The sequence below is a fragment of the Aminobacter sp. BE322 genome, from assembly GCF_050433525.1.
Lineage (GTDB): Bacteria > Pseudomonadota > Alphaproteobacteria > Rhizobiales > Rhizobiaceae > Aminobacter.
Genome location: NZ_JBNPXB010000001.1, coordinates 394084 through 412517, shown reverse-complemented (window position 1 = coordinate 412517; position 18434 = coordinate 394084). Strand labels below are relative to the sequence as shown.

Genomic DNA, 18434 nt, shown 5'->3' with positions numbered 1-18434 from the left:
ATGAGTGAAGCCCTGAAGGACCTTGCCGCCTATATCGCGGAAAAGCTCGACGCGGACATCGAGGAAAGCGTGCTCGCCTATGGCGAGCTGACGCTGACGGTGAAGGCTGCCGACATCGTCGACGTGCTGACCTTCCTGCGCAACGACGTGCAGTGCCAGTTCGTCTCGTTCATCGATGTGTCGGGCGTCGACTATCCGCAGCGCGCCAAGCGCTTCGACGTCGTCTACCACCTCCTGTCGCCGCGGCAGAACCTGCGCATCCGCGTCAAGGTGCGCACCGACGAGGACACGCCGGTCCCGTCCGTCACCCCGGTCTATCCGGGCGCCGACTGGTTCGAGCGCGAGGCCTACGACATGTACGGCATCCTGTTCTCGGGCCATCCCGACCTGCGCCGGCTTCTGACCGACTACGGCTTCGAAGGACACCCGCTGCGCAAGGACTTCCCGCTCACCGGCTTCGTCGAAGTGCGCTACGACGACGAGCAGAAGCGCGTCGTCTACGAGCCGGTCGAGCTCAAGCAGGAATTCCGCAATTTCGACTTTTTGTCTCCCTGGGAGGGCACCGAATATGTGCTGCCGGGCGACGAAAAAGCCAAGACGAATTGAGGCGGCGAAATGGCTGAAACCTCCGTCCGCAACTTCAACATCAACTTCGGCCCGCAGCACCCGGCCGCGCACGGCGTTCTGCGCCTGGTGCTCGAGCTCGACGGCGAGGTGGTCGACCGCGTCGATCCGCATATCGGCCTCTTGCACCGCGGCACCGAGAAGCTGATCGAGCAGAAGACCTATCTGCAGGCCGTGCCCTATTTCGACCGGCTCGACTATGTCGCGCCGATGAACCAGGAGCACGCCTTTGCGCTGGCGGTCGAGCGCCTGCACGGCATCGAGGTGCCGAAGCGCGGCCAGCTGATCCGCGTGCTCTATTCCGAGATCGGCCGCATCCTGTCGCACCTGCTCAACGTCACCACGCAGGCGATGGACGTTGGAGCGCTGACCCCGCCGCTGTGGGGCTTCGAAGAGCGCGAAAAGCTGATGGTATTCTATGAGCGCGCCTGCGGCGCGCGCATGCACGCGGCCTATTTCCGGCCGGGTGGTGTCCACCAGGATCTGCCGCAGAAGCTGGTCGAGGACATCGGCAAGTGGATCGATCCGTTCCTGCAGACGGTGAAGAACCTCGATGACCTTCTGACCCCCAACCGCATCTTCAAGCAGCGCAACGTCGACATCGGCGTGGTGTCGCTCGACGACGCCTGGGCCTGGGGGTTCTCGGGCGTGATGGTGCGCGGTTCTGGCGCTGCCTGGGACCTGCGCAAGAGCCAGCCCTACGAATGCTATCCGGAGATGGATTTCGACATTCCGGTCGGCAAGAACGGCGACTGCTATGACCGCTATCTCATCCGCATGGAAGAGATGCGCCAGTCGGCGAAGATCATGCGCCAGTGCGTCGATCTGCTGCTCGGCAAGGAGAGCACCGGTCCGGTGTCGAACACCGACGGCAAGGTGGTTCCGCCCAAGCGCGGCGACATGAAGCGCTCGATGGAATCGCTCATCCATCACTTCAAGCTCTACACCGAGGGCTACCGCGTGCCGGCCGGCGAGGTCTACGCGGCCGTCGAGGCGCCCAAGGGCGAGTTCGGCGTCTATCTCGTTTCCGACGGCTCCAACAAGCCGTACCGCTGTAAGCTGCGCGCGCCGGGTTTCGCCCATCTCCAGGCGATGGATTTCTTGTGCCGCGGCCACATGCTGGCGGATATCTCGGCCGTTCTCGGCTCCCTCGACATCGTGTTTGGTGAGGTGGATCGGTAATCATGCCGCGTGTGCTTGCCATCACCCTACTTGCGCTGCTGACGACTGGTGCTGTCGAGGCTAGGGAAGATGTGCGCGCATCCGAGACGTCCTCCGCAGACTTGCTCGCTGCCGGCTTTCGTGCCGTTGCGAATGGAGAGTTGCTGGCCGGGCGGACATACAGGGTCGATCGGATGGAGACGAGGCAGACTTCCCCGATGGCGGAAGAGTTCGTCGCCCAGGTTCCGAGCGTGTCACGCCCGCAAGCCGAGTTTGTGCGTTGGCTGGGCGACCGCTATGAGACCTATGTCCGGCTTGGCCGGGGAAGTGACGAGTTTGTGTGTATTTTAGCGCAGCCCGAGCGGTGCTACCGCGCGTATAGCTCAAGAAACTAAGAGACAAGCAAAGCGAATATCATGTCAGTCCGCCGTCTCGCAGAAGCCAGCGTCCAGCCTGCCTCGTTCGCCTTCAACAAGGCGTTCACTTCGCAGGCGAAAACCTGGATCAAGAAGTACCCCAAGGGCCGCGAGCAGTCGGCCGTGATCCCGCTCCTGATGCTTGCGCAGGAGCAGGACGGCTGGGTGACGAAGGCTGCCATCGAGCACGTCGCGGACATGCTCGGCATGCCCTACATCCGCGTCCTCGAAGTCGCGACCTTCTACACGCAGTTCCAGCTGAAGCCGGTCGGCACGCGCGCTCATGTCCAGGTCTGCGGCACCACGCCGTGCATGCTGCGCGGCTCGGAAGAGCTGATGGACGTCTGCCGTTCGAAGATCCACCGCGACCAGTTCCACACCAACGAGGCGGGCACGCTGTCGTGGGAAGAGGTCGAGTGCCTTGGCGCCTGCGTGAACGCGCCGATGGTCATGATCTTCAAGGACACCTACGAGGACCTGACGCCGGAGCGGCTCGCCGAGATCATCGACCTGTTCGAGGCGGGCAAGGGCAACCAGGTGAAGCCCGGCCCGCAGACCGGCCGCCACTATTCGGCGCCGATCACCGGCTTCACTTCGCTCAAGGACGAAAAGGGTGTGCTGAAGACCACCCGCGACAAGGAGGCCAAGGCGGCTGCGAAGGCCGCAAAGGCCGCTGCAACTGCCCCGGCAGCCGCAGCACCGCAGCCGGCAGCCGTTGCTGCCGTCGCGGAGAAGCCCAAGGCGGCACCGGCCAAGAAGGCCGATGCCCCGGCAAAGCCCTCGCTCGAGGACAAGAACCGTCCCGCCGGCATCGCCAGGCCGGCAGCCGTCGACGACCTCAAGCTGATTTCCGGCGTTGGCCCGAAGATCGAAGGCACGTTGCACGAACTCGGCATCTTCACCTTCGCCCAGGTGGCTGCGTGGAAGAAGGCCGAGCGCGACTGGGTCGACGGCTATCTGAATTTCAAGGGTCGCATCGAGCGTGACGACTGGGTCAAGCAGGCCAAGGCGCTCGCCAAGGGCGGTGTGGCCGAATACGTCCGCGTCTTCGGCAAGAAGCCGGTCTGAGGAGCAGAAACATGCTTGAGGACAAGGATCGCATTTTCACCAACATCTACGGCCGCTTCGACCAGTCGCTGGCCGGGGCGATGGCGCGCGGGCAGTGGGATGGCACCAAGGCCATCATCGACAAAGGCCGCGAGTGGATCATCAACGAGATGAAGGCGTCGGGACTGCGCGGCCGCGGCGGCGCCGGCTTCCCGACCGGCCTCAAGTGGTCGTTCATGCCCAAGACCAGCGACGGGCGCCCGTCCTACCTGGTCGTCAATGCCGACGAATCCGAGCCGGGCACCTGCAAGGATCGCGACATCCTTCGCCACGACCCGCACACGCTGGTCGAGGGCTGCCTGCTCGCCGGCTTCGCCATGGGCGCGGTCGCGGCCTACATCTATGTGCGTGGCGAATTCATCCGCGAGCGCGAAGCGCTGCAGCGGGCGATCGACGAGGCCTACGAGGCCAAGCTGATCGGCAAGAACAACAAGAACGGCTACGACTTCGAGATCTACGTCCACCACGGCGCCGGCGCCTATATCTGCGGCGAGGAGACGGCGCTGCTCGAAAGCCTGGAGGGCAAGAAGGGCCAGCCGCGCCTGAAGCCGCCGTTCCCGGCCAATGTCGGCCTCTATGGCTGTCCGACCACGGTGAACAACGTCGAGTCGATCGCCGTTGCGCCGACCATCCTGCGCCGCGGCGCCGCCTGGTTCTCGTCGATCGGCCGTCCGAACAATGTCGGCACCAAGCTGTTCATGCTGGTCGGCCACGTCAACACGCCCTGCACGGTCGAAGAGGCCATGGGCATCACCTTCCGCGAGCTGGTCGAGAAGCACGGCGGCGGCATCCGCGGCGGCTGGGACAACCTGCTGGCCGTGATCCCCGGCGGCGCATCGTGCCCGGTCGTCAAGGCCGAGGACATCATCGACTGCCCGATGGATTTCGACGGCCTGCGCGAGAAGAAGTCGTCCTTCGGCACGGCTGCCGTGATCGTCATGGACAAGTCGACCGACATCGTGAAGGCGATCGCGCGTCTCAGCTACTTCTTCAAGCACGAGAGCTGCGGCCAGTGCACGCCGTGCCGCGAGGGCACGGGCTGGATGTGGCGCGTGATGGAGCGTCTGGTGCGTGGCGAGGCGCAGAAGCGCGAGATCGACATGCTGCTCGACGTGACGAAGCAGGTGGAAGGCCACACGATCTGCGCCCTCGGCGACGCGGCCGCATGGCCGATCCAGGGCCTGATCCGCAACTTCCGTCCGGAGATCGAGCGGCGCATCGACGAATTCTCGCGCAACGCGAACCGCGTCGCGCCGCTTATGGCGGCCGAGTAAGGAAATATCAGAAAGTGCGGGCCTAAGGCCCGATGGCGAAACAGGAAACGACGAGGCAGAGGCGAACGGCGAAGGCGACAAGGAGCTTATCGATGTCGACATTTCCCATTCCCGAAGTTGCAGTGCCTGACATGGAACGTATGGAGCAGATGAACAGGGACTTCGCGGCCATGATGCTGCCGAAGGAGTTCGCCGGCGCGGCGAACCTTTTCGTGCATCCTGCCGCAGGTGTCGCTGCTGCCTCCGCACTCGGCGTCGGATTCGCCAGCCACGCGTTCGGCGTGTGGATGGGAGCCGTGGCCGGGGCAACCGAAGCAGCGCAACGGATGTTCTCGCCGGACTACGGCGATTTCGCCGGCGCGCTGCATGTCGCGGCGTCGCGCGAAACGGCGGCCAGGCGCGCGGAAGCGACCACCGCCTCGCTGATCGCCGATGTCAAGTCGCTGGCGCGCAAGCTGGAGCAGGCGAAGCAGCCTGAGGTGGCCGAGGCGGCACCGGCAGAGCCTGTGGAACCGACGACGGTCGCAGAAGACACCGGCACCCTGCTGCCCGAGGACTTCAGGCAGCCGCGCTCGGTCGACAGGCCGGCAACGCCGGACGACCTGAAGGCGATCTCCGGCATCGGGCCGAAGCTGGAGCAGGTGCTGAACGGCCTGGGCATCTGGACCTGGGCGCAGATAGCGGCCTGGACGCCGGCGGAAGTGGCCTGGGCCGACGACTACCTCGGCTTCAAGGGCCGGATCGGCCGGGACGACTGGATAGGGCAGGCGGCCACGCTTGCCAGCCACGCATCGGCCCGAAAATCGGACACGATTTTCGGAAAGCCCGATGCGTAGACTCTAAGTGCTAGAGCGTCCTTTGCGCGTCCGAATGGACGCGCGACGCTCTAGAAGTGAACTGAGGATTTCGGGGGCGCAGCCAAGGCCGCGCCCCTCGCAGGACGGAATGCGGGTTAGCCGCGGGATTTGAGGCGCTATGGCAAAGCTTAAGGTCGACGGGAAAGAGATTTCGGTACCCGACCACTATACGCTGCTGCAGGCGGCGGAAGAGGCGGGCGCGGAAGTGCCGCGCTTCTGTTTCCATGAGCGGCTGTCGATCGCCGGCAACTGCCGCATGTGCCTTGTCGAGGTGAAGGGTGGACCGCCCAAGCCGGCGGCTTCCTGCGCCATGGGCGTGCGCGACCTGCGCCCAGGCCCCAACGGCGAGGCACCCGAGATCTTCACCAACACGCCGATGGTCAAGAAGGCCCGCGAAGGCGTGATGGAGTTCCTACTCATCAACCATCCGCTCGACTGCCCGATCTGCGACCAGGGCGGCGAATGCGACCTGCAGGACCAGGCGATGGCCTTCGGCCTCGACGGATCGCGCTACCAGGAAAGCAAGCGCGCGGTCGAGGACAAGTACATCGGCCCGCTGGTCAAGACGATCATGACGCGCTGCATCCACTGCACGCGCTGCGTCCGCTTCACCACCGAAGTGGCCGGCATCTCCGAGCTCGGCCTGATCGGCCGCGGCGAGGACGCCGAGATCACCACCTATCTCGAGCAGGCGATGACCTCCGAGCTGCAGGGCAACGTCATCGACCTGTGCCCGGTCGGCGCGCTGACCTCGAAGCCCTATGCCTTCCAGGCGCGTCCGTGGGAGCTGACCAAGACCGAGTCAATCGACGTGATGGACGCCGTCGGCTCGGCGATCCGCGTCGACTCCAGAGGCCGCGAAGTGATGCGCATCATGCCGCGCGTCAACGAGCAGGTGAACGAGGAGTGGATCTCCGACAAGACCCGCTTCATCTGGGACGGCCTGCGCACCCAGCGCCTCGACCGCCCCTATGTGCGCCATAACGGACGCCTGGTGCCGGCGACCTGGGGCGAGGCCTTCGGCGCGATCAAGGATGCCGTCTCCAAGACGTCGGCCGACCGAATCGGCGCCATCGCCGGCGATCTCGCGACGACCGAGGAAATGTATGCGCTGAAGCAGCTGATCGCTTCGCTCGGCTCGAAGAACGTCGATTGCCGCCAGGACGGCGCAGCACTCGACCCGTCGCTCGGCCGCGCCAGCTACATCTTCAACCCGACCATCGAGGGTATCGAGCAGGCCGACGCCATCCTGATCATCGGCTCCAACCCGCGCTTCGAGGCTTCGGTCCTCAACGCCCGCATCCGCAAGCGCTGGCGCGGCGGCGAGGTGCCGGTGGCCGTCATCGGCGAGGTCGGCGACCTGCGCTACGACTACGAGCAGCTGGGCGCGGGCCCGGAGACGCTGAAGGATCTGGCCGAAGGCAACGGCAAGTTCTTCTCGGTGCTCAAGAAGGCTTCGCACCCGCTGATCATCGTCGGCCAGGGCGCGATCGCCCGCACCGACGGTTCGGCCGTGCTCGGCCAGGCCGCCAAGCTGGCCGGCGCCGTCAAGGCGAGCCGTCCGGACTGGAACGGCTTTGCCGTGCTGCACACGGCGGCCGCCCGCGTCGGCGGCCTCGACATCGGCTTCGTGCCGGGCGAGGGGGGCAAGAACGTTGCCGGCATGCTGGGCGAGACGGACGTGCTGTTCCTGCTCGGCGCCGACGAGATCGACATGTCGAAGACCGGCGACGCCTTCGTGGTTTATGTCGGCACGCATGGCGATGCCGGCGCGCATCGCGCCAACGTCATCCTGCCGGCCGCCGCCTATACCGAGAAGTCGGGCACCTACGTCAACACCGAGGGCCGCGTGCAGATGACCACCCGCGCCGGCTTCGCGCCGGGCGAGGCCAAGGAAGACTGGGCGATCCTGCGCGCGCTTTCGGACGTGCTCGGTCACAAGCTGCCGTTCGATTCGCTGCAGCAGCTGCGCGCCAGGCTCCACGCCGAGTTCCCGCACCTTGCCCGCGTCGACGAGATCGACGCCGGCGACAATGACGACATCGCCAAGGTCGCCAAGCTTGGCGGCCGGCTGAACAAGGGCGCCTTCCACTCGACCGTGAAGGACTTCTACCTCACCAACCCGATCGCACGCGCGTCGGCGGTGATGGCCGAGTGTTCGGCATTGGCCAAGAACGGCTTCAAGCAGGCGGCGGAGTAAGGGCTGTCATGGATACCTTCTTCTCCTTCTACGTCCTGCCGGCGTTGATCATCCTCCTGAAGTCGGTCGTTCTGATCGTCGTCCTGCTGATCTTCGTCGCCTACATCCTCTATGCCGACCGCAAGATCTGGGCGGCGGTGCAGCTGCGCCGCGGCCCGAACGTGGTCGGTCCCTGGGGCCTGCTGCAGGCTTTCGCCGACTTGCTGAAGTTCGTCTTCAAGGAGCCGGTGATCCCGTCGGGCGCCAACAAGGGCGTGTTCCTGCTGGCGCCGGTGGTTTCCGCCGTGCTGGCGATCGCCGCCTGGGCGGTGATCCCCGTCAGCGAGGGCTGGGCCATCGCCAACGTCAATGTCGGCATCCTCTACGTCTTCGCCATCTCCTCGCTCGAGGTCTATGGCGTGATCATGGGCGGCTGGGCGTCGAACTCGAAGTATCCGTTCCTCGGCGCGCTGCGTTCGGCCGCCCAGATGGTGTCCTATGAAGTCTCGATCGGCTTCGTCATCGTCTGCGTGCTGCTCACCGTCGGCTCGCTCAACCTCTCCGACATCGTGATGTCGCAGGGCGACGGCATCGGCACGCGGCTCGGCCTGCCGAACACGTTCCTCGACTGGAACTGGCTCGTGCTGTTCCCGATGTTCGTGATCTTCTTCATCTCGGCGCTGGCCGAAACGAACCGCCCGCCCTTCGACCTGGTCGAGGCGGAGTCGGAGCTTGTCGCCGGTCACATGATCGAATACTCGTCGACGCCGTTCCTGCTGTTCTTCCTCGGCGAATACGTGGCCATCGTCTTGATGTGCGCGCTGACGACGATCCTGTTCCTCGGCGGGTGGCTGCCGCCCTTCGACTTCGCGCCTTTCACCTGGGTGCCGGGCGTGATCTGGTTCGTGCTCAAGGTGTGCATGGTGTTCTTCATGTTCGCCATGGTGAAGGCCTTCGTGCCGCGCTACCGCTACGACCAGCTGATGCGCCTGGGCTGGAAGGTGTTCCTGCCGATCTCGCTGGCGATGGTCGTCATCACCGCCGCCGTCCTCAAGCTTACCGGAGCCGCCTGATGTCAGCTCTAGCCCAAGCCGCCAAGTCGCTGCTGCTGAAGGATTTCGTCGGCGCGTTCTTCCTGTCGATGCGGCAGTTCTTCGCGCCGAAGCACACGCTGAACTACCCGCACGAGAAGGGGCCGGTCAGCCCGCGCTTCCGTGGCGAGCATGCGTTGCGCCGCTATCCCAACGGCGAGGAACGCTGCATCGCCTGCAAGCTGTGCGAGGCGATCTGCCCGGCGCAGGCCATCACCATCGAGGCCGGCCCGCGCCGCAACGACGGCACCCGCCGCACGGTGCGCTACGACATCGACATGGTGAAGTGCATCTATTGCGGCTTCTGCCAGGAGGCCTGCCCGGTCGACGCCATCGTCGAGGGGCCGAACTTCGAATTCGCGACGGAGACGCGCGAGGAGCTCTACTACGACAAGGACAAGCTGCTCGCGAACGGCGATCGTTGGGAACGCGAGATCGCGCGCAACATCGCGATGGATGCGCCGTATCGCTGAGGCTTGAACGATGGGCGGGCCTTGCCGGCTCGTCTAAGGAACGCGCGGCCGGCTCCGGAGGCGGGGCAAGGACGTGAACAGGGCGGGGCGCTGCGCGCCGAGCCCGAAAGGAAAACCGGGGGAACCCCATGCTCAACGGACTTGAAGCGGTATTCTTCTACCTCTTCGCCTTCATCGCGGTGGCGTCGGCCTTCATGGTCATTTCCGCCCGCAACTCGGTTCATTCGGTGCTCTACCTGATCCTGACGTTCTTCAACGCCGCGGGCCTGTTCCTTCTGACGGGCGCCGAGTTCCTGGCGATGATCCTCTTGGTGGTCTACGTCGGCGCGGTCGCGGTGCTGTTCCTGTTCGTCGTCATGATGCTGGACGTCGACTTCGCCGAGCTCAAGTCGGGCGCGCTGCAATATGCCCCGATCGGCGCGCTGGTAGGCCTCATCCTCGCCGCCGAACTGATCGTCGTCACCGGCGGCTACGCCTTCGCGCCGAAGCTGGCCGAGACGGTGGCACAGCCCACGCCGGACGTCGCGGTGCGCCACAACACGGCGGCGCTCGGCGACATCCTCTACACGGACTACATCTACTTCTTCCAGATCGCCGGCCTCGTGCTTTTGGTCGCCATGATCGGCGCCATCGTGCTGACGCTGCGCCACAAGCCGAACGTCAAGCGCCAGAGCATCCCCGCGCAGGTGGCCCGCACCCCGGCCACCGCGATCGAGGTCAAGAAGGTCGAGACGGGCAAGGGAATCTGACCATGGTTGTCGGCATCGCACATTATCTGACCGTTTCGGCGATCCTGTTCACGCTCGGCGTGTTCGGCATCTTCCTGAATCGCAAGAACGTCATCGTCATCCTGATGTCGGTCGAGCTCATCCTGCTCGCGGTCAATATCAACTTCGTGGCGTTCTCGGCCCAGCTCGGCGACCTGGTCGGGCAGGTGTTCGCGCTGTTCGTGCTTACGGTTGCTGCCGCCGAGGCGGCGATCGGTCTTGCCATTCTGGTCGTATTCTTCCGCAACCGCGGCTCCATCGCGGTCGAAGACGTGAACATGATGAAGGGCTGACGGGACAAAAATGTATCAGGCAATCGTCTTCCTTCCGCTGCTCGGCTTCCTGATCGCCGGCCTGTTCGGCCGCGCGATCGGTGCGAAGGCATCCGAGTACGTCACTTCCGGGCTGCTGGTGGTTTGCGCCGTGCTGTCCTGGGTGGCCTTCATCACGGTCGGCCTCGGCGACGTCGAGGTGTTCACCGTGCCGGTGCTGCGCTTCCTCGATTCCGGCGCGCTGCAGGCCAACTGGGAATTGCGCATCGACACGCTGACGGTGGTCATGCTGGTCGTCGTCAATACCGTGTCGGCCCTGGTGCACATCTACTCGATCGGCTACATGCACCACGACCCGCATCGGCCGCGCTTCTTTGCCTATCTGTCGCTGTTCACCTTCGCCATGCTGATGCTGGTGACGTCGGACAACCTCGTCCAGATGTTCTTCGGCTGGGAAGGCGTGGGCCTGGCGTCCTACCTGCTGATCGGATTCTGGTACAAGAAGCCCTCGGCGAACGCTGCCGCCATCAAGGCCTTCGTCGTCAACCGCGTCGGCGACTTCGGGTTCCTGCTCGGCATCTTCGGCGTGTTCATGCTGTTCGGCTCGGTGAACCTGGGCACCATCTTCGCCAATGCCGCTTCGTACCTGCCGGCGGAAGGCGCCGCCGAGAACGGCGAGGCAGTGTTGAACTTCCTCGGCTATGCGCTCGACAAGTCCAATGCGATCACCGTCGTTTGCCTGCTGCTGTTCATGGGCGCCATGGGCAAGTCGGCACAGGTGCCGCTGCACACCTGGCTGCCGGACGCGATGGAAGGCCCGACTCCCGTTTCGGCCCTGATCCATGCGGCGACGATGGTCACCGCCGGCGTCTTCATGCTGGCCCGCCTGTCGCCGATCTTCGAACTGTCGGGCACGGCCCTGACGGTCGTGACCTTCATCGGCGCCTTCACCGCTTTCTTCGCGGCAACCGTCGGCCTCGTGCAGAACGACATCAAGCGCGTCATCGCCTATTCGACCTGCTCGCAGCTTGGTTACATGTTCGTGGCACTCGGCATGGGCTTCTACTCGGCCGCGATCTTCCACCTGTTCACGCATGCCTTCTTCAAGGCGCTGCTGTTCCTGGGATCGGGCTCGGTGATCCACGCCGTCTCGGACGAACAGGATATGCGCAAGATGGGCGGTCTCCGGAAGCTGATCCCCAGCACCTACTGGATGATGGTGATCGGCACGCTGGCACTTACCGGCGTCGGCATCCCGGCGACGATCATCGGTACGTCCGGCTTCTTCTCCAAGGATGCCATCATCGAAGGCGCTTTCGTAGGTCACAACGCGGTCGCGGGCTTCGCCTTTGCCGCGCTGGTCATCGTCGCCTGCTTCACCAGCTTCTATTCCTGGCGCCTGATCTTCATGACCTTCCACGGCACGCCGCGTGCCACCGCCGACGTCATGCACCACGTGCACGAATCGCCGCCGGTGATGCTGGTGCCGCTGTTCATCCTGGCCGTGGGCGCGCTGTTTGCGGGCGTGATGTTCCACCAGCAGTTCATCGGCGAGGCCTATGGCGAGTTCTGGAAGGGCGTGCTGTTCACGCTCGAGACCAACGAGATCCTGCATGAGTTCCACACCGTGCCGATGTGGGTGAAGCTCGCGCCGTTCGTGGCCACGATCATCGGCTTCGGCATGGCCTACCTGTTCTACATCCGCTCGCCGGAAATGCCGAAGATGCTGGCTCAGCGTCACCGCGGGCTCTACGCCTTCCTGCTCAACAAGTGGTACTTCGACGAACTCTACGACTTCCTCTTCGTGCGCCCGGCCAAGTGGCTTGGCCGCTTCCTGTGGAAGAAGGGTGACGGTTGGCTGATCGACGGCTTCGGCGCCGACGGTATTTCGGCCCGCGTCGTCGACGTGACGAGCCGCGTCGTCAAGCTGCAGAGCGGCTACCTTTACCACTACGCTTTCGCCATGCTGATCGGCGTGGCCGCCCTCGTTACCTGGATGATGCTCGGGAGCTCCTTCTGATGTCTGGCGTTCCCATTCTTTCGCTGGTCACCTTCCTGCCGCTCGTCGGCGCGCTCCTGATCCTGCTGATCCGGGACGACGGCGAAGCTGCGCGGCGCAACATCCGCAACGTCGCGCTTTGGACCACGGTGTTCACCTTCGCGGTATCGCTGCTGATCTGGGTCTACTTCGACAATGCGGAGCCGGGCTTCCAGTTCGTCGAGCAGGCCGCCTGGCTCGACTCCGGCATCTCCTACAAGATGGGCGTCGACGGCATCTCCATGCTGTTCGTCATCCTGACGACCTTCCTGATGCCGCTGTGCATCCTGGCGAGTTGGGAGTCGGTGGAAAAGCGCGTCAAGGAATACATGATCTCGTTCCTTGTCCTGGAGACGATGATGATCGGCGTGTTCTGCGCGCTCGACATCGTGCTCTTCTACGTCTTCTTCGAAGGCGTCCTCATCCCGATGTTCATCATCATCGGCGTGTGGGGCGGCAAGCGCCGCGTCTATGCGAGCTTCAAGTTCTTCCTGTTCACGCTGCTCGGCTCCGTGCTCATGCTTCTCGCCGTGATGGCGATGTTCTGGCAGGCCGGCACGACCGACATCCCGACCTTGCTGACATACGGCTTCCCGGCCAGCATGCAGACGTGGCTGTGGCTCGCGTTCTTCGCCTCGTTCGCGGTGAAGATGCCGATGTGGCCGGTACACACCTGGTTGCCCGACGCGCACGTCGAGGCGCCGACGGCGGGTTCGGTCATCCTGGCCGGCATCCTGCTCAAGATGGGCGGATACGGCTTCCTGCGCTTCTCGCTGCCGATGTTCCCGCTGGCCTCAGAGCTCTTCGCCCCGCTGGTCTTCTCCCTGTCGGTCATCGCCATCATCTACACCTCGCTGGTGGCGCTGATGCAGGAGGACATCAAGAAGCTGATCGCCTATTCGTCGGTGGCGCACATGGGCTACGTGACCATGGGCATCTTCGCCATGAACCAGGAAGGCGTGCAGGGCGCGATCTTCCAGATGCTCAGCCACGGCCTGGTGTCGGGCGCGCTGTTCCTCTGCGTCGGCGTGGTCTACGACCGCATGCACACCCGCGAGATCGCGGCCTATGGCGGCCTCGTCAACAACATGCCGAAATATGCCGTGGCCTTCCTGATCTTCACGATGGCCAATGTCGGCCTGCCCGGCACCAGCGGCTTCGTCGGCGAGTTCCTGACGCTGTTCGGCATCTTCCAGGTCAATACCTGGGTGGCGCTGTTCGCGGCGACCGGCGTGATCCTGTCGGCGGCCTATGCGCTCTGGCTCTACCGCCGCGTCGTCTTCGGCGCGCTGACCAAGGAAAGCCTGAAGGGCCTGTTCGACCTGTCCGGCCGCGAGAAGGTGGTACTCTACCCGCTCGTCATCCTGGTCATCTTCTACGGCGTCTATCCGGCGCCGGTCTTCGACGCCACGGCCGCTTCCGTGAAGGCGTTGATCAACAACGTAACCGTATCGATCGACGCCGCGCAGACCGCGGCGGCGAACTGACAGGGGTTTTGCGAACAATGACGCCCGAACTCCTTTCGAGCCTCTCGCTCTCGGCGCCCGAACTGATCATTGCCGCCGGCGCGCTCGCGCTGCTGATGGTCGGCGTGTTCTCGGGCGAGCGGGCCAACACGACCGTCACCGGCCTGGCCGTCGCGCTGCTGATCGCAGCGGGTGGCTGGATGCTGGTCTTCGGCGGCGACGGTGCGGCCTACGGCGGCGCCTTCGTCTCCGATCCCTTCGCCCGCTTCATGAAGATGCTGACGCTGGTCGGCTCGGTGGTCACGCTGGTGATGTCGGTGGGGTTCGCCAAGGCCGAGAAGTTCGACAAGTTCGAATATCCGGTGCTGGTCATGCTGTCGACGCTCGGCATGCTGCTGATGATCTCGGCGAACGACATGCTGGCGCTCTATCTCGGGCTCGAGCTGCAGTCGCTGGCGCTCTACGTCATCGCAGCGATCAATCGCGAGAACGTGCGCTCGACCGAGGCCGGCCTGAAGTACTTCGTGCTGGGCGCGCTGTCCTCGGGCATGCTGCTCTACGGCATCAGCCTGGTCTACGGCTACACCGGCCACACCTCCTTCGAGGCGGTCGCCACTGCGTTGAGCGGCGGCGAGCGTCAGCTTGGGCTGGTCTTCGGCCTGGTGTTCGTGCTGGCCGGCCTCTGCTTCAAGATCTCGGCCGTTCCGTTCCACATGTGGACGCCGGACGTCTATGAAGGCGCGCCGACGCCGGTGACCGCCTTCTTTGCCGCCGCCCCGAAGATGGCCGCGATGGCGCTGATCGTTCGCGTCACCGTCGGCGCCTTCGAGCCGATCGCGCCCGACTGGCAGCAGATCGTGGTCTTCATCTCCATCGCCTCGATGGCGCTGGGCGCCTTCGCCGCGATCGGCCAGAAGAACATCAAGCGCCTGATGGCCTATTCGTCGATCGGTCACATGGGCTATGCGCTGGTCGGCCTTGCCGCCAACAGCCAGGCCGGCGTCCGCGGCGTGGTCATCTACATGCTGATCTACATGGTCATGACGCTCGGCACCTTCGCCTTCATCCTGGCGATGCGCCGCAAGGACGGCAATGTCGAGCAGATCAGCGATCTGGCCGGCCTGTCGAACACCAACCCGATGATGGCGACCATCCTCACCATCCTGATGTTCTCGCTGGCCGGCATTCCGCCGCTCGCGGGCTTCTGGGGGAAGTGGTACGTCTTCCTCGCGGCCATCGACGCCAAGCTCTACGCGCTGGCCATCATCGGCATGCTGGCTTCGGTCGTCGGTGCGTTCTATTACCTGCGCATCATCAAGGTCATGTGGTTCGACGAACCGGTCGGCGGCTTCCAGCCGATGGCCGGCGAACTGCGCCTGGTGCTCGGGCTCTCCGGCGCATTCGTGTTGTTCTACGTGCTGATCGGTGGCCCCGTCGGGCAGATGGCGGAAGCCGCTGCCAAGACGTTCTTCTGACGGCATGGGGTTCCAACTCGCACCAACGGCCAGCGCTGCCGGCTTCCGCCTGGAAGCCCATGACTCGGTGGGGTCGACAAATGCGCTGGCGCTGGAGCGGGCACTGGCCGGTGACCCGGGAAAACTCTGGGTCGTCTCCAAGAAGCAGGAAAGCGGACGCGGCCGGCGCGGGCGCAACTGGGCGACGCCGGAGGGCAATCTCGCCGCGACGCTGCTCACGATCCTGGATCGCGATCTGCAATATGCCGCGACGCTCGGCTTCGTCGCCGGGCTGGCGCTGGCCGATGCGCTCGACGCGGTCGCTCCGAATGCACGCTTTGCCGTCGGTGTCGATGGCGGCAGCGGGCAGGGCGTCAAGCGTTTCGAGCTGAAATGGCCGAACGACGTCCTGGCCTCGGGGGCAAAGCTCGCCGGCATCCTGCTCGAATCGACGACGCTTCCGCATGGGCGGCTCGCCGTCGCGATCGGCATCGGCGTCAATGTCGTCGCCCATCCCACCGACGTTCCCTATCCGGCGACGTCGCTTGCCAGCCTTGGATCCGACGTCGATGCGGAGACGCTGTTCCTGGCGCTGTCCGACGGCTGGAGCGAGAACGAAAGGCTCTGGGCCGGGGGGCGGGGGCTTGCCGCAATCCGGCGGAAGTGGCTGGAGCGTGCCGCCGGTCTCGGCAGCGAGGTTGCCGTACGGCTCGAGGGAAATGTCGTGCGCGGAATCTTTGAAACCATTGACGAGGATTGTCGCTTCGTCATCCGTGACGCTAAAGGTGAGACGGTGAAGATCGCCGCCGGCGACGTGCATTTCGGCGCCGTGGCCTCTGCCGGCGCTGCCTGACTGACCTGAGAGGATTTTTGCATGGCGAACTCGAACAACGCCGAACTCGTATTCGTGCCACTCGGCGGCGTGGGCGAGATCGGCATGAACTTCGCCCTCTACGGCTTCGGCCCGACCGATGCGCGCGAGTGGATCGTCGTTGACGTCGGCGTGACCTTTCCCGATGCCGGCCTGCCGGGGGTCGATCTGGTGCTGCCGGATACCCGCTTCATCGAGGAGGAGTTGAAGAACCTCCGCGGCATCGTCATCACCCATGCGCATGAGGACCACTACGGCGCCCTGCACGACGTTTGGCCCAAGCTCAAGGCGCCGGTGTGGATGACGCCGTTCACGGCCGGCCTGCTGGAGGCCAAGCGGCAATCGGAGCAGGGTGCGCCGAAGATCCCGGTGACGATCTTCCGCGCCGGTGAAAAGTTCACGATCGGGCCGTTCGAGATCGAGGCGATCCCCGTGACCCACTCGATCCCCGAGCCGATGTCGCTGGCGATCACCACGCCGGCAGGCACCGTGATCCACACAGGCGACTGGAAGATCGATCCTGCGCCGGAGGTCGGCCCGCTGACGGACGAGGCGCGTTTCCGCGCCTATGGCGACAAGGGCGTGCTGGCGCTCGTCTGCGATTCGACCAACGCCATGCGCGAGGGCGATTCGCCCTCCGAACAACAGGTCGGGCAGGGGCTGAGGGAAGTAATCGAACAGGCCAAGGGCCGTGTCGCCGTCACCACCTTCTCCTCCAATGTCGGGCGCATCCGCTCGATCGCGGAGGCCGCACGCGACGCCGGTCGCCAGGTGCTGGTGATGGGCCGTTCGCTCAAGCGTGTCATCGACGTGTCGACCGAACTCGGCTACATGGACGGTCTGCCGGATTTCGTCTCCGAAGAGGATTACGGCTACATTCCGCGCGAGAACCTGGTCGTCATCTGCACCGGCAGCCAGGGCGAGCCGCGGGCAGCACTTGCGAAACTGGCGCGCGACGAGATGAAGACGGTTGCGCTGTCGCCGGGCGATACGGTCGTGTTCTCCTCGCGCACCATTCCGGGCAACGAGAAGGCGATCCTCGAGATCAAGAACCTGCTCGTCGACCAGGGCATGAAGATCATCGAGGACGGCGACGCGCTGGTGCACGTCTCGGGCCATCCCCGCCGCAGCGAACTCAAGCGCATGTATGAGTGGGTGCGGCCTCGGATCGGCGTGCCCGTGCACGGCGAGGCGGCCCATCTGGTCGCGCAGGGCTCGCTGATGGCGATGTCCGGCATTCCCGAGGTGGCGCAGATCCGCGACGGCGACATGCTGAGGCTGTGGCCGGGTGCCGCGGAAATCATCGACCAGGTGCCGTTCGGCCGCGTCTACAAGGACGGCAAGCTGATCGGGACCGACGAGGCGATGGGCATCCGCGAACGTCGCAAGCTGTCCTTTGCCGGCCACGTGGCCGTCAACGTGGTGTTGGACGAAAAATACGAACTGTCCGGCGATCCGGATTTGGTGGCCATCGGCGTCGCCGAAACCAACGCCGGCGGCGACGCGCTCGAAGAATTGATGCTCGATGCGGCAATAGGCGCCGTAGACTCCATACCCCGTGCTCGCCGAAAAGACCTCGATCTGGTTCAGGAGGCCGTTCGGCGCGCCGTGCGTGGCGCCGCCAACGAAGCCTGGGGCAAGAAGCCGCTGGTGACGGTGTTCGTCACGCGCTGAGGACAACAGGACTGAAGATGCTCGGACGTCTCAATCACGTCGCAATCGCCGTGCCGGACCTGGCGGCGGCGAGCGCTGTCTACCGAGACACGCTCGGCGCGCGGGTAACCGAGCCGCAGGCGCTGCCCGAGCACGGCGTGACCGTGGTGTTCATCGACGTCGGCAACACCAAGATCGAACTGCTCGAACCTCTGGGCGAGGGCTCGCCGATCGCGGCCTTCCTCGACAAGAACGCGGCAGGCGGCATGCACCATGTCTGCTACGAGGTCGACGACATCCTGGCTGCACGCGACCGGCTCAAGGCTTCCGGCGCGCGCGTGCTCGGCGACGGCAATCCGAAGATCGGCGCGCATGGCAAGCCGGTGCTCTTCCTGCACCCCAAGGACTTCCAGGGCACGCTCGTGGAGCTCGAACAGGCATGACCTGGGTTTCCATCATCGCGATGTATTTCGTCTTCTGGTGGCTGACCTTGTTCGCCATCCTGCCGTTCGGCCTGAAGACGCAGGACGAGGACAACGACGTCACCCTGGGCACGGTGCCGAGCGCTCCGCGCGGCCCGCATATGCTGAGGGCTATCTTGTGGACGACGGTGGTGACGGCGGTCTTGATGGGCGCCTTCTACGGCGTCACGCGCGGGCTCGGATATTCGATCAACGATATCCCGAGCTTCCTGCCGGAGCTCAAATAGAGCGACTTGATCGCCTTGTTGA

At 64.7% G+C, this 18434-nt stretch carries 17 protein-coding genes; all 17 read left to right on the top strand.

Going from position 1 to position 18434, the window contains the following annotated elements:
- The 17 genes from J2X50_RS02010 (at window position 1) to J2X50_RS01930 (ending at window position 18412) form a co-directional block, all read left to right on the top strand.
- Window positions 1-606 (top strand): NADH-quinone oxidoreductase subunit C, encoded by a 606-nt coding sequence (locus tag J2X50_RS02010; protein ID WP_347965116.1) that lies wholly within the window; start codon window positions 1-3, stop codon window positions 604-606.
- A 9-nt stretch (window positions 607-615) separates the two neighbouring features.
- Window positions 616-1806, top strand: a complete 1191-nt coding sequence (locus J2X50_RS02005) for an NADH-quinone oxidoreductase subunit D (RefSeq protein WP_429091008.1) — start codon at window positions 616-618, stop codon at window positions 1804-1806.
- Between the two features lie 395 nt (window positions 1807-2201).
- Window positions 2202-3269, top strand: a complete 1068-nt coding sequence (nuoE, locus tag J2X50_RS02000; RefSeq protein WP_429091006.1) for an NADH-quinone oxidoreductase subunit NuoE — start codon at window positions 2202-2204, stop codon at window positions 3267-3269.
- A gap of 11 nt (window positions 3270-3280) precedes the next feature.
- Window positions 3281-4582 carry an NADH-quinone oxidoreductase subunit NuoF gene (gene nuoF / locus J2X50_RS01995; protein ID WP_429091004.1) on the top strand — a complete coding sequence of 434 codons (1302 nt, stop codon included), beginning with the start codon at window positions 3281-3283 and terminating at the stop codon, window positions 4580-4582.
- Window positions 4583-4674: 92 nt separating this feature from the next.
- Window positions 4675-5418, top strand: a complete 744-nt coding sequence (locus tag J2X50_RS01990) for an NADH-ubiquinone dehydrogenase (RefSeq protein ID WP_429091002.1) — start codon at window positions 4675-4677, stop codon at window positions 5416-5418.
- 139 nt (window positions 5419-5557) lie between these two features.
- Window positions 5558-7639, top strand: a complete 2082-nt coding sequence (nuoG, locus tag J2X50_RS01985; RefSeq protein WP_429091001.1) for an NADH-quinone oxidoreductase subunit NuoG — start codon at window positions 5558-5560, stop codon at window positions 7637-7639.
- Between the two features lie 8 nt (window positions 7640-7647).
- Window positions 7648-8691 (top strand): NADH-quinone oxidoreductase subunit NuoH, encoded by a 1044-nt coding sequence (gene nuoH / locus J2X50_RS01980; protein WP_347965121.1) that lies wholly within the window; start codon window positions 7648-7650, stop codon window positions 8689-8691.
- On the top strand, window positions 8691-9182 hold the full coding sequence (nuoI, locus tag J2X50_RS01975; protein ID WP_340038851.1) for an NADH-quinone oxidoreductase subunit NuoI: 492 nt from the start codon (window positions 8691-8693) through the stop codon (window positions 9180-9182). The genes nuoH and nuoI overlap by 1 nt, the downstream gene beginning before the upstream one ends.
- A gap of 128 nt (window positions 9183-9310) precedes the next feature.
- The gene (locus tag J2X50_RS01970; protein WP_429091000.1) at window positions 9311-9931 is read left to right on the top strand and encodes an NADH-quinone oxidoreductase subunit J; all 621 of its coding nucleotides are present in this window, start codon (window positions 9311-9313) and stop codon (window positions 9929-9931) included.
- A gap of 2 nt (window positions 9932-9933) precedes the next feature.
- Complete coding sequence (gene nuoK / locus J2X50_RS01965; protein ID WP_429090998.1) at window positions 9934-10242, top strand: NADH-quinone oxidoreductase subunit NuoK; 309 nt, start codon at window positions 9934-9936, stop codon at window positions 10240-10242.
- Window positions 10243-10252: 10 nt separating this feature from the next.
- Complete coding sequence (gene nuoL, locus J2X50_RS01960; protein ID WP_429090996.1) at window positions 10253-12241, top strand: NADH-quinone oxidoreductase subunit L; 1989 nt, start codon at window positions 10253-10255, stop codon at window positions 12239-12241.
- Window positions 12241-13746, top strand: coding sequence for an NADH-quinone oxidoreductase subunit M (locus J2X50_RS01955; protein WP_429090994.1), 1506 nt, complete (start codon window positions 12241-12243; stop codon window positions 13744-13746). The genes nuoL and J2X50_RS01955 overlap by 1 nt, the downstream gene beginning before the upstream one ends.
- A 17-nt stretch (window positions 13747-13763) precedes the next feature.
- The gene (nuoN, locus tag J2X50_RS01950; RefSeq protein WP_429090993.1) at window positions 13764-15200 is read left to right on the top strand and encodes an NADH-quinone oxidoreductase subunit NuoN; all 1437 of its coding nucleotides are present in this window, start codon (window positions 13764-13766) and stop codon (window positions 15198-15200) included.
- 4 nt (window positions 15201-15204) lie between these two features.
- On the top strand, window positions 15205-16032 hold the full coding sequence (locus J2X50_RS01945) for a biotin--[acetyl-CoA-carboxylase] ligase (RefSeq protein WP_429090991.1): 828 nt from the start codon (window positions 15205-15207) through the stop codon (window positions 16030-16032).
- A 21-nt stretch (window positions 16033-16053) separates the two neighbouring features.
- Complete coding sequence (locus tag J2X50_RS01940) at window positions 16054-17724, top strand: ribonuclease J (protein WP_429090989.1); 1671 nt, start codon at window positions 16054-16056, stop codon at window positions 17722-17724.
- A gap of 17 nt (window positions 17725-17741) precedes the next feature.
- A complete protein-coding gene (gene mce / locus J2X50_RS01935; protein WP_429090987.1) occupies window positions 17742-18146 on the top strand; it encodes a methylmalonyl-CoA epimerase in 405 nt (134 codons plus the stop codon).
- Window positions 18143-18412 (top strand): DUF1467 family protein, encoded by a 270-nt coding sequence (locus J2X50_RS01930; RefSeq protein ID WP_429090986.1) that lies wholly within the window; start codon window positions 18143-18145, stop codon window positions 18410-18412. The genes mce and J2X50_RS01930 overlap by 4 nt, the downstream gene beginning before the upstream one ends.
- Window positions 18413-18434: the final 22 nt, after the last annotated feature.

What these genes read in the sequence shown, in the direction of transcription:
- J2X50_RS02010 (WP_347965116.1), top strand. Translation starts at nt 1, where the DNA reads ATGAGTGAAGCCCTGAAGGACCTTGCCGCCTATATCGCGGAAAAGCTC.
- J2X50_RS02005 (WP_429091008.1), top strand. Translation starts at nt 616, where the DNA reads ATGGCTGAAACCTCCGTCCGCAACTTCAACATCAACTTCGGCCCGCAG.
- nuoE (WP_429091006.1), top strand. Translation starts at nt 2,202, where the DNA reads ATGTCAGTCCGCCGTCTCGCAGAAGCCAGCGTCCAGCCTGCCTCGTTC.
- nuoF (WP_429091004.1), top strand. Translation starts at nt 3,281, where the DNA reads ATGCTTGAGGACAAGGATCGCATTTTCACCAACATCTACGGCCGCTTC.
- J2X50_RS01990 (WP_429091002.1), top strand. Translation starts at nt 4,675, where the DNA reads ATGTCGACATTTCCCATTCCCGAAGTTGCAGTGCCTGACATGGAACGT.
- nuoG (WP_429091001.1), top strand. Translation starts at nt 5,558, where the DNA reads ATGGCAAAGCTTAAGGTCGACGGGAAAGAGATTTCGGTACCCGACCAC.
- nuoH (WP_347965121.1), top strand. Translation starts at nt 7,648, where the DNA reads ATGGATACCTTCTTCTCCTTCTACGTCCTGCCGGCGTTGATCATCCTC.
- nuoI (WP_340038851.1), top strand. Translation starts at nt 8,691, where the DNA reads ATGTCAGCTCTAGCCCAAGCCGCCAAGTCGCTGCTGCTGAAGGATTTC.
- J2X50_RS01970 (WP_429091000.1), top strand. Translation starts at nt 9,311, where the DNA reads ATGCTCAACGGACTTGAAGCGGTATTCTTCTACCTCTTCGCCTTCATC.
- nuoK (WP_429090998.1), top strand. Translation starts at nt 9,934, where the DNA reads ATGGTTGTCGGCATCGCACATTATCTGACCGTTTCGGCGATCCTGTTC.
- nuoL (WP_429090996.1), top strand. Translation starts at nt 10,253, where the DNA reads ATGTATCAGGCAATCGTCTTCCTTCCGCTGCTCGGCTTCCTGATCGCC.
- J2X50_RS01955 (WP_429090994.1), top strand. Translation starts at nt 12,241, where the DNA reads ATGTCTGGCGTTCCCATTCTTTCGCTGGTCACCTTCCTGCCGCTCGTC.
- nuoN (WP_429090993.1), top strand. Translation starts at nt 13,764, where the DNA reads ATGACGCCCGAACTCCTTTCGAGCCTCTCGCTCTCGGCGCCCGAACTG.
- J2X50_RS01945 (WP_429090991.1), top strand. Translation starts at nt 15,205, where the DNA reads ATGGGGTTCCAACTCGCACCAACGGCCAGCGCTGCCGGCTTCCGCCTG.
- J2X50_RS01940 (WP_429090989.1), top strand. Translation starts at nt 16,054, where the DNA reads ATGGCGAACTCGAACAACGCCGAACTCGTATTCGTGCCACTCGGCGGC.
- mce (WP_429090987.1), top strand. Translation starts at nt 17,742, where the DNA reads ATGCTCGGACGTCTCAATCACGTCGCAATCGCCGTGCCGGACCTGGCG.
- J2X50_RS01930 (WP_429090986.1), top strand. Translation starts at nt 18,143, where the DNA reads ATGACCTGGGTTTCCATCATCGCGATGTATTTCGTCTTCTGGTGGCTG.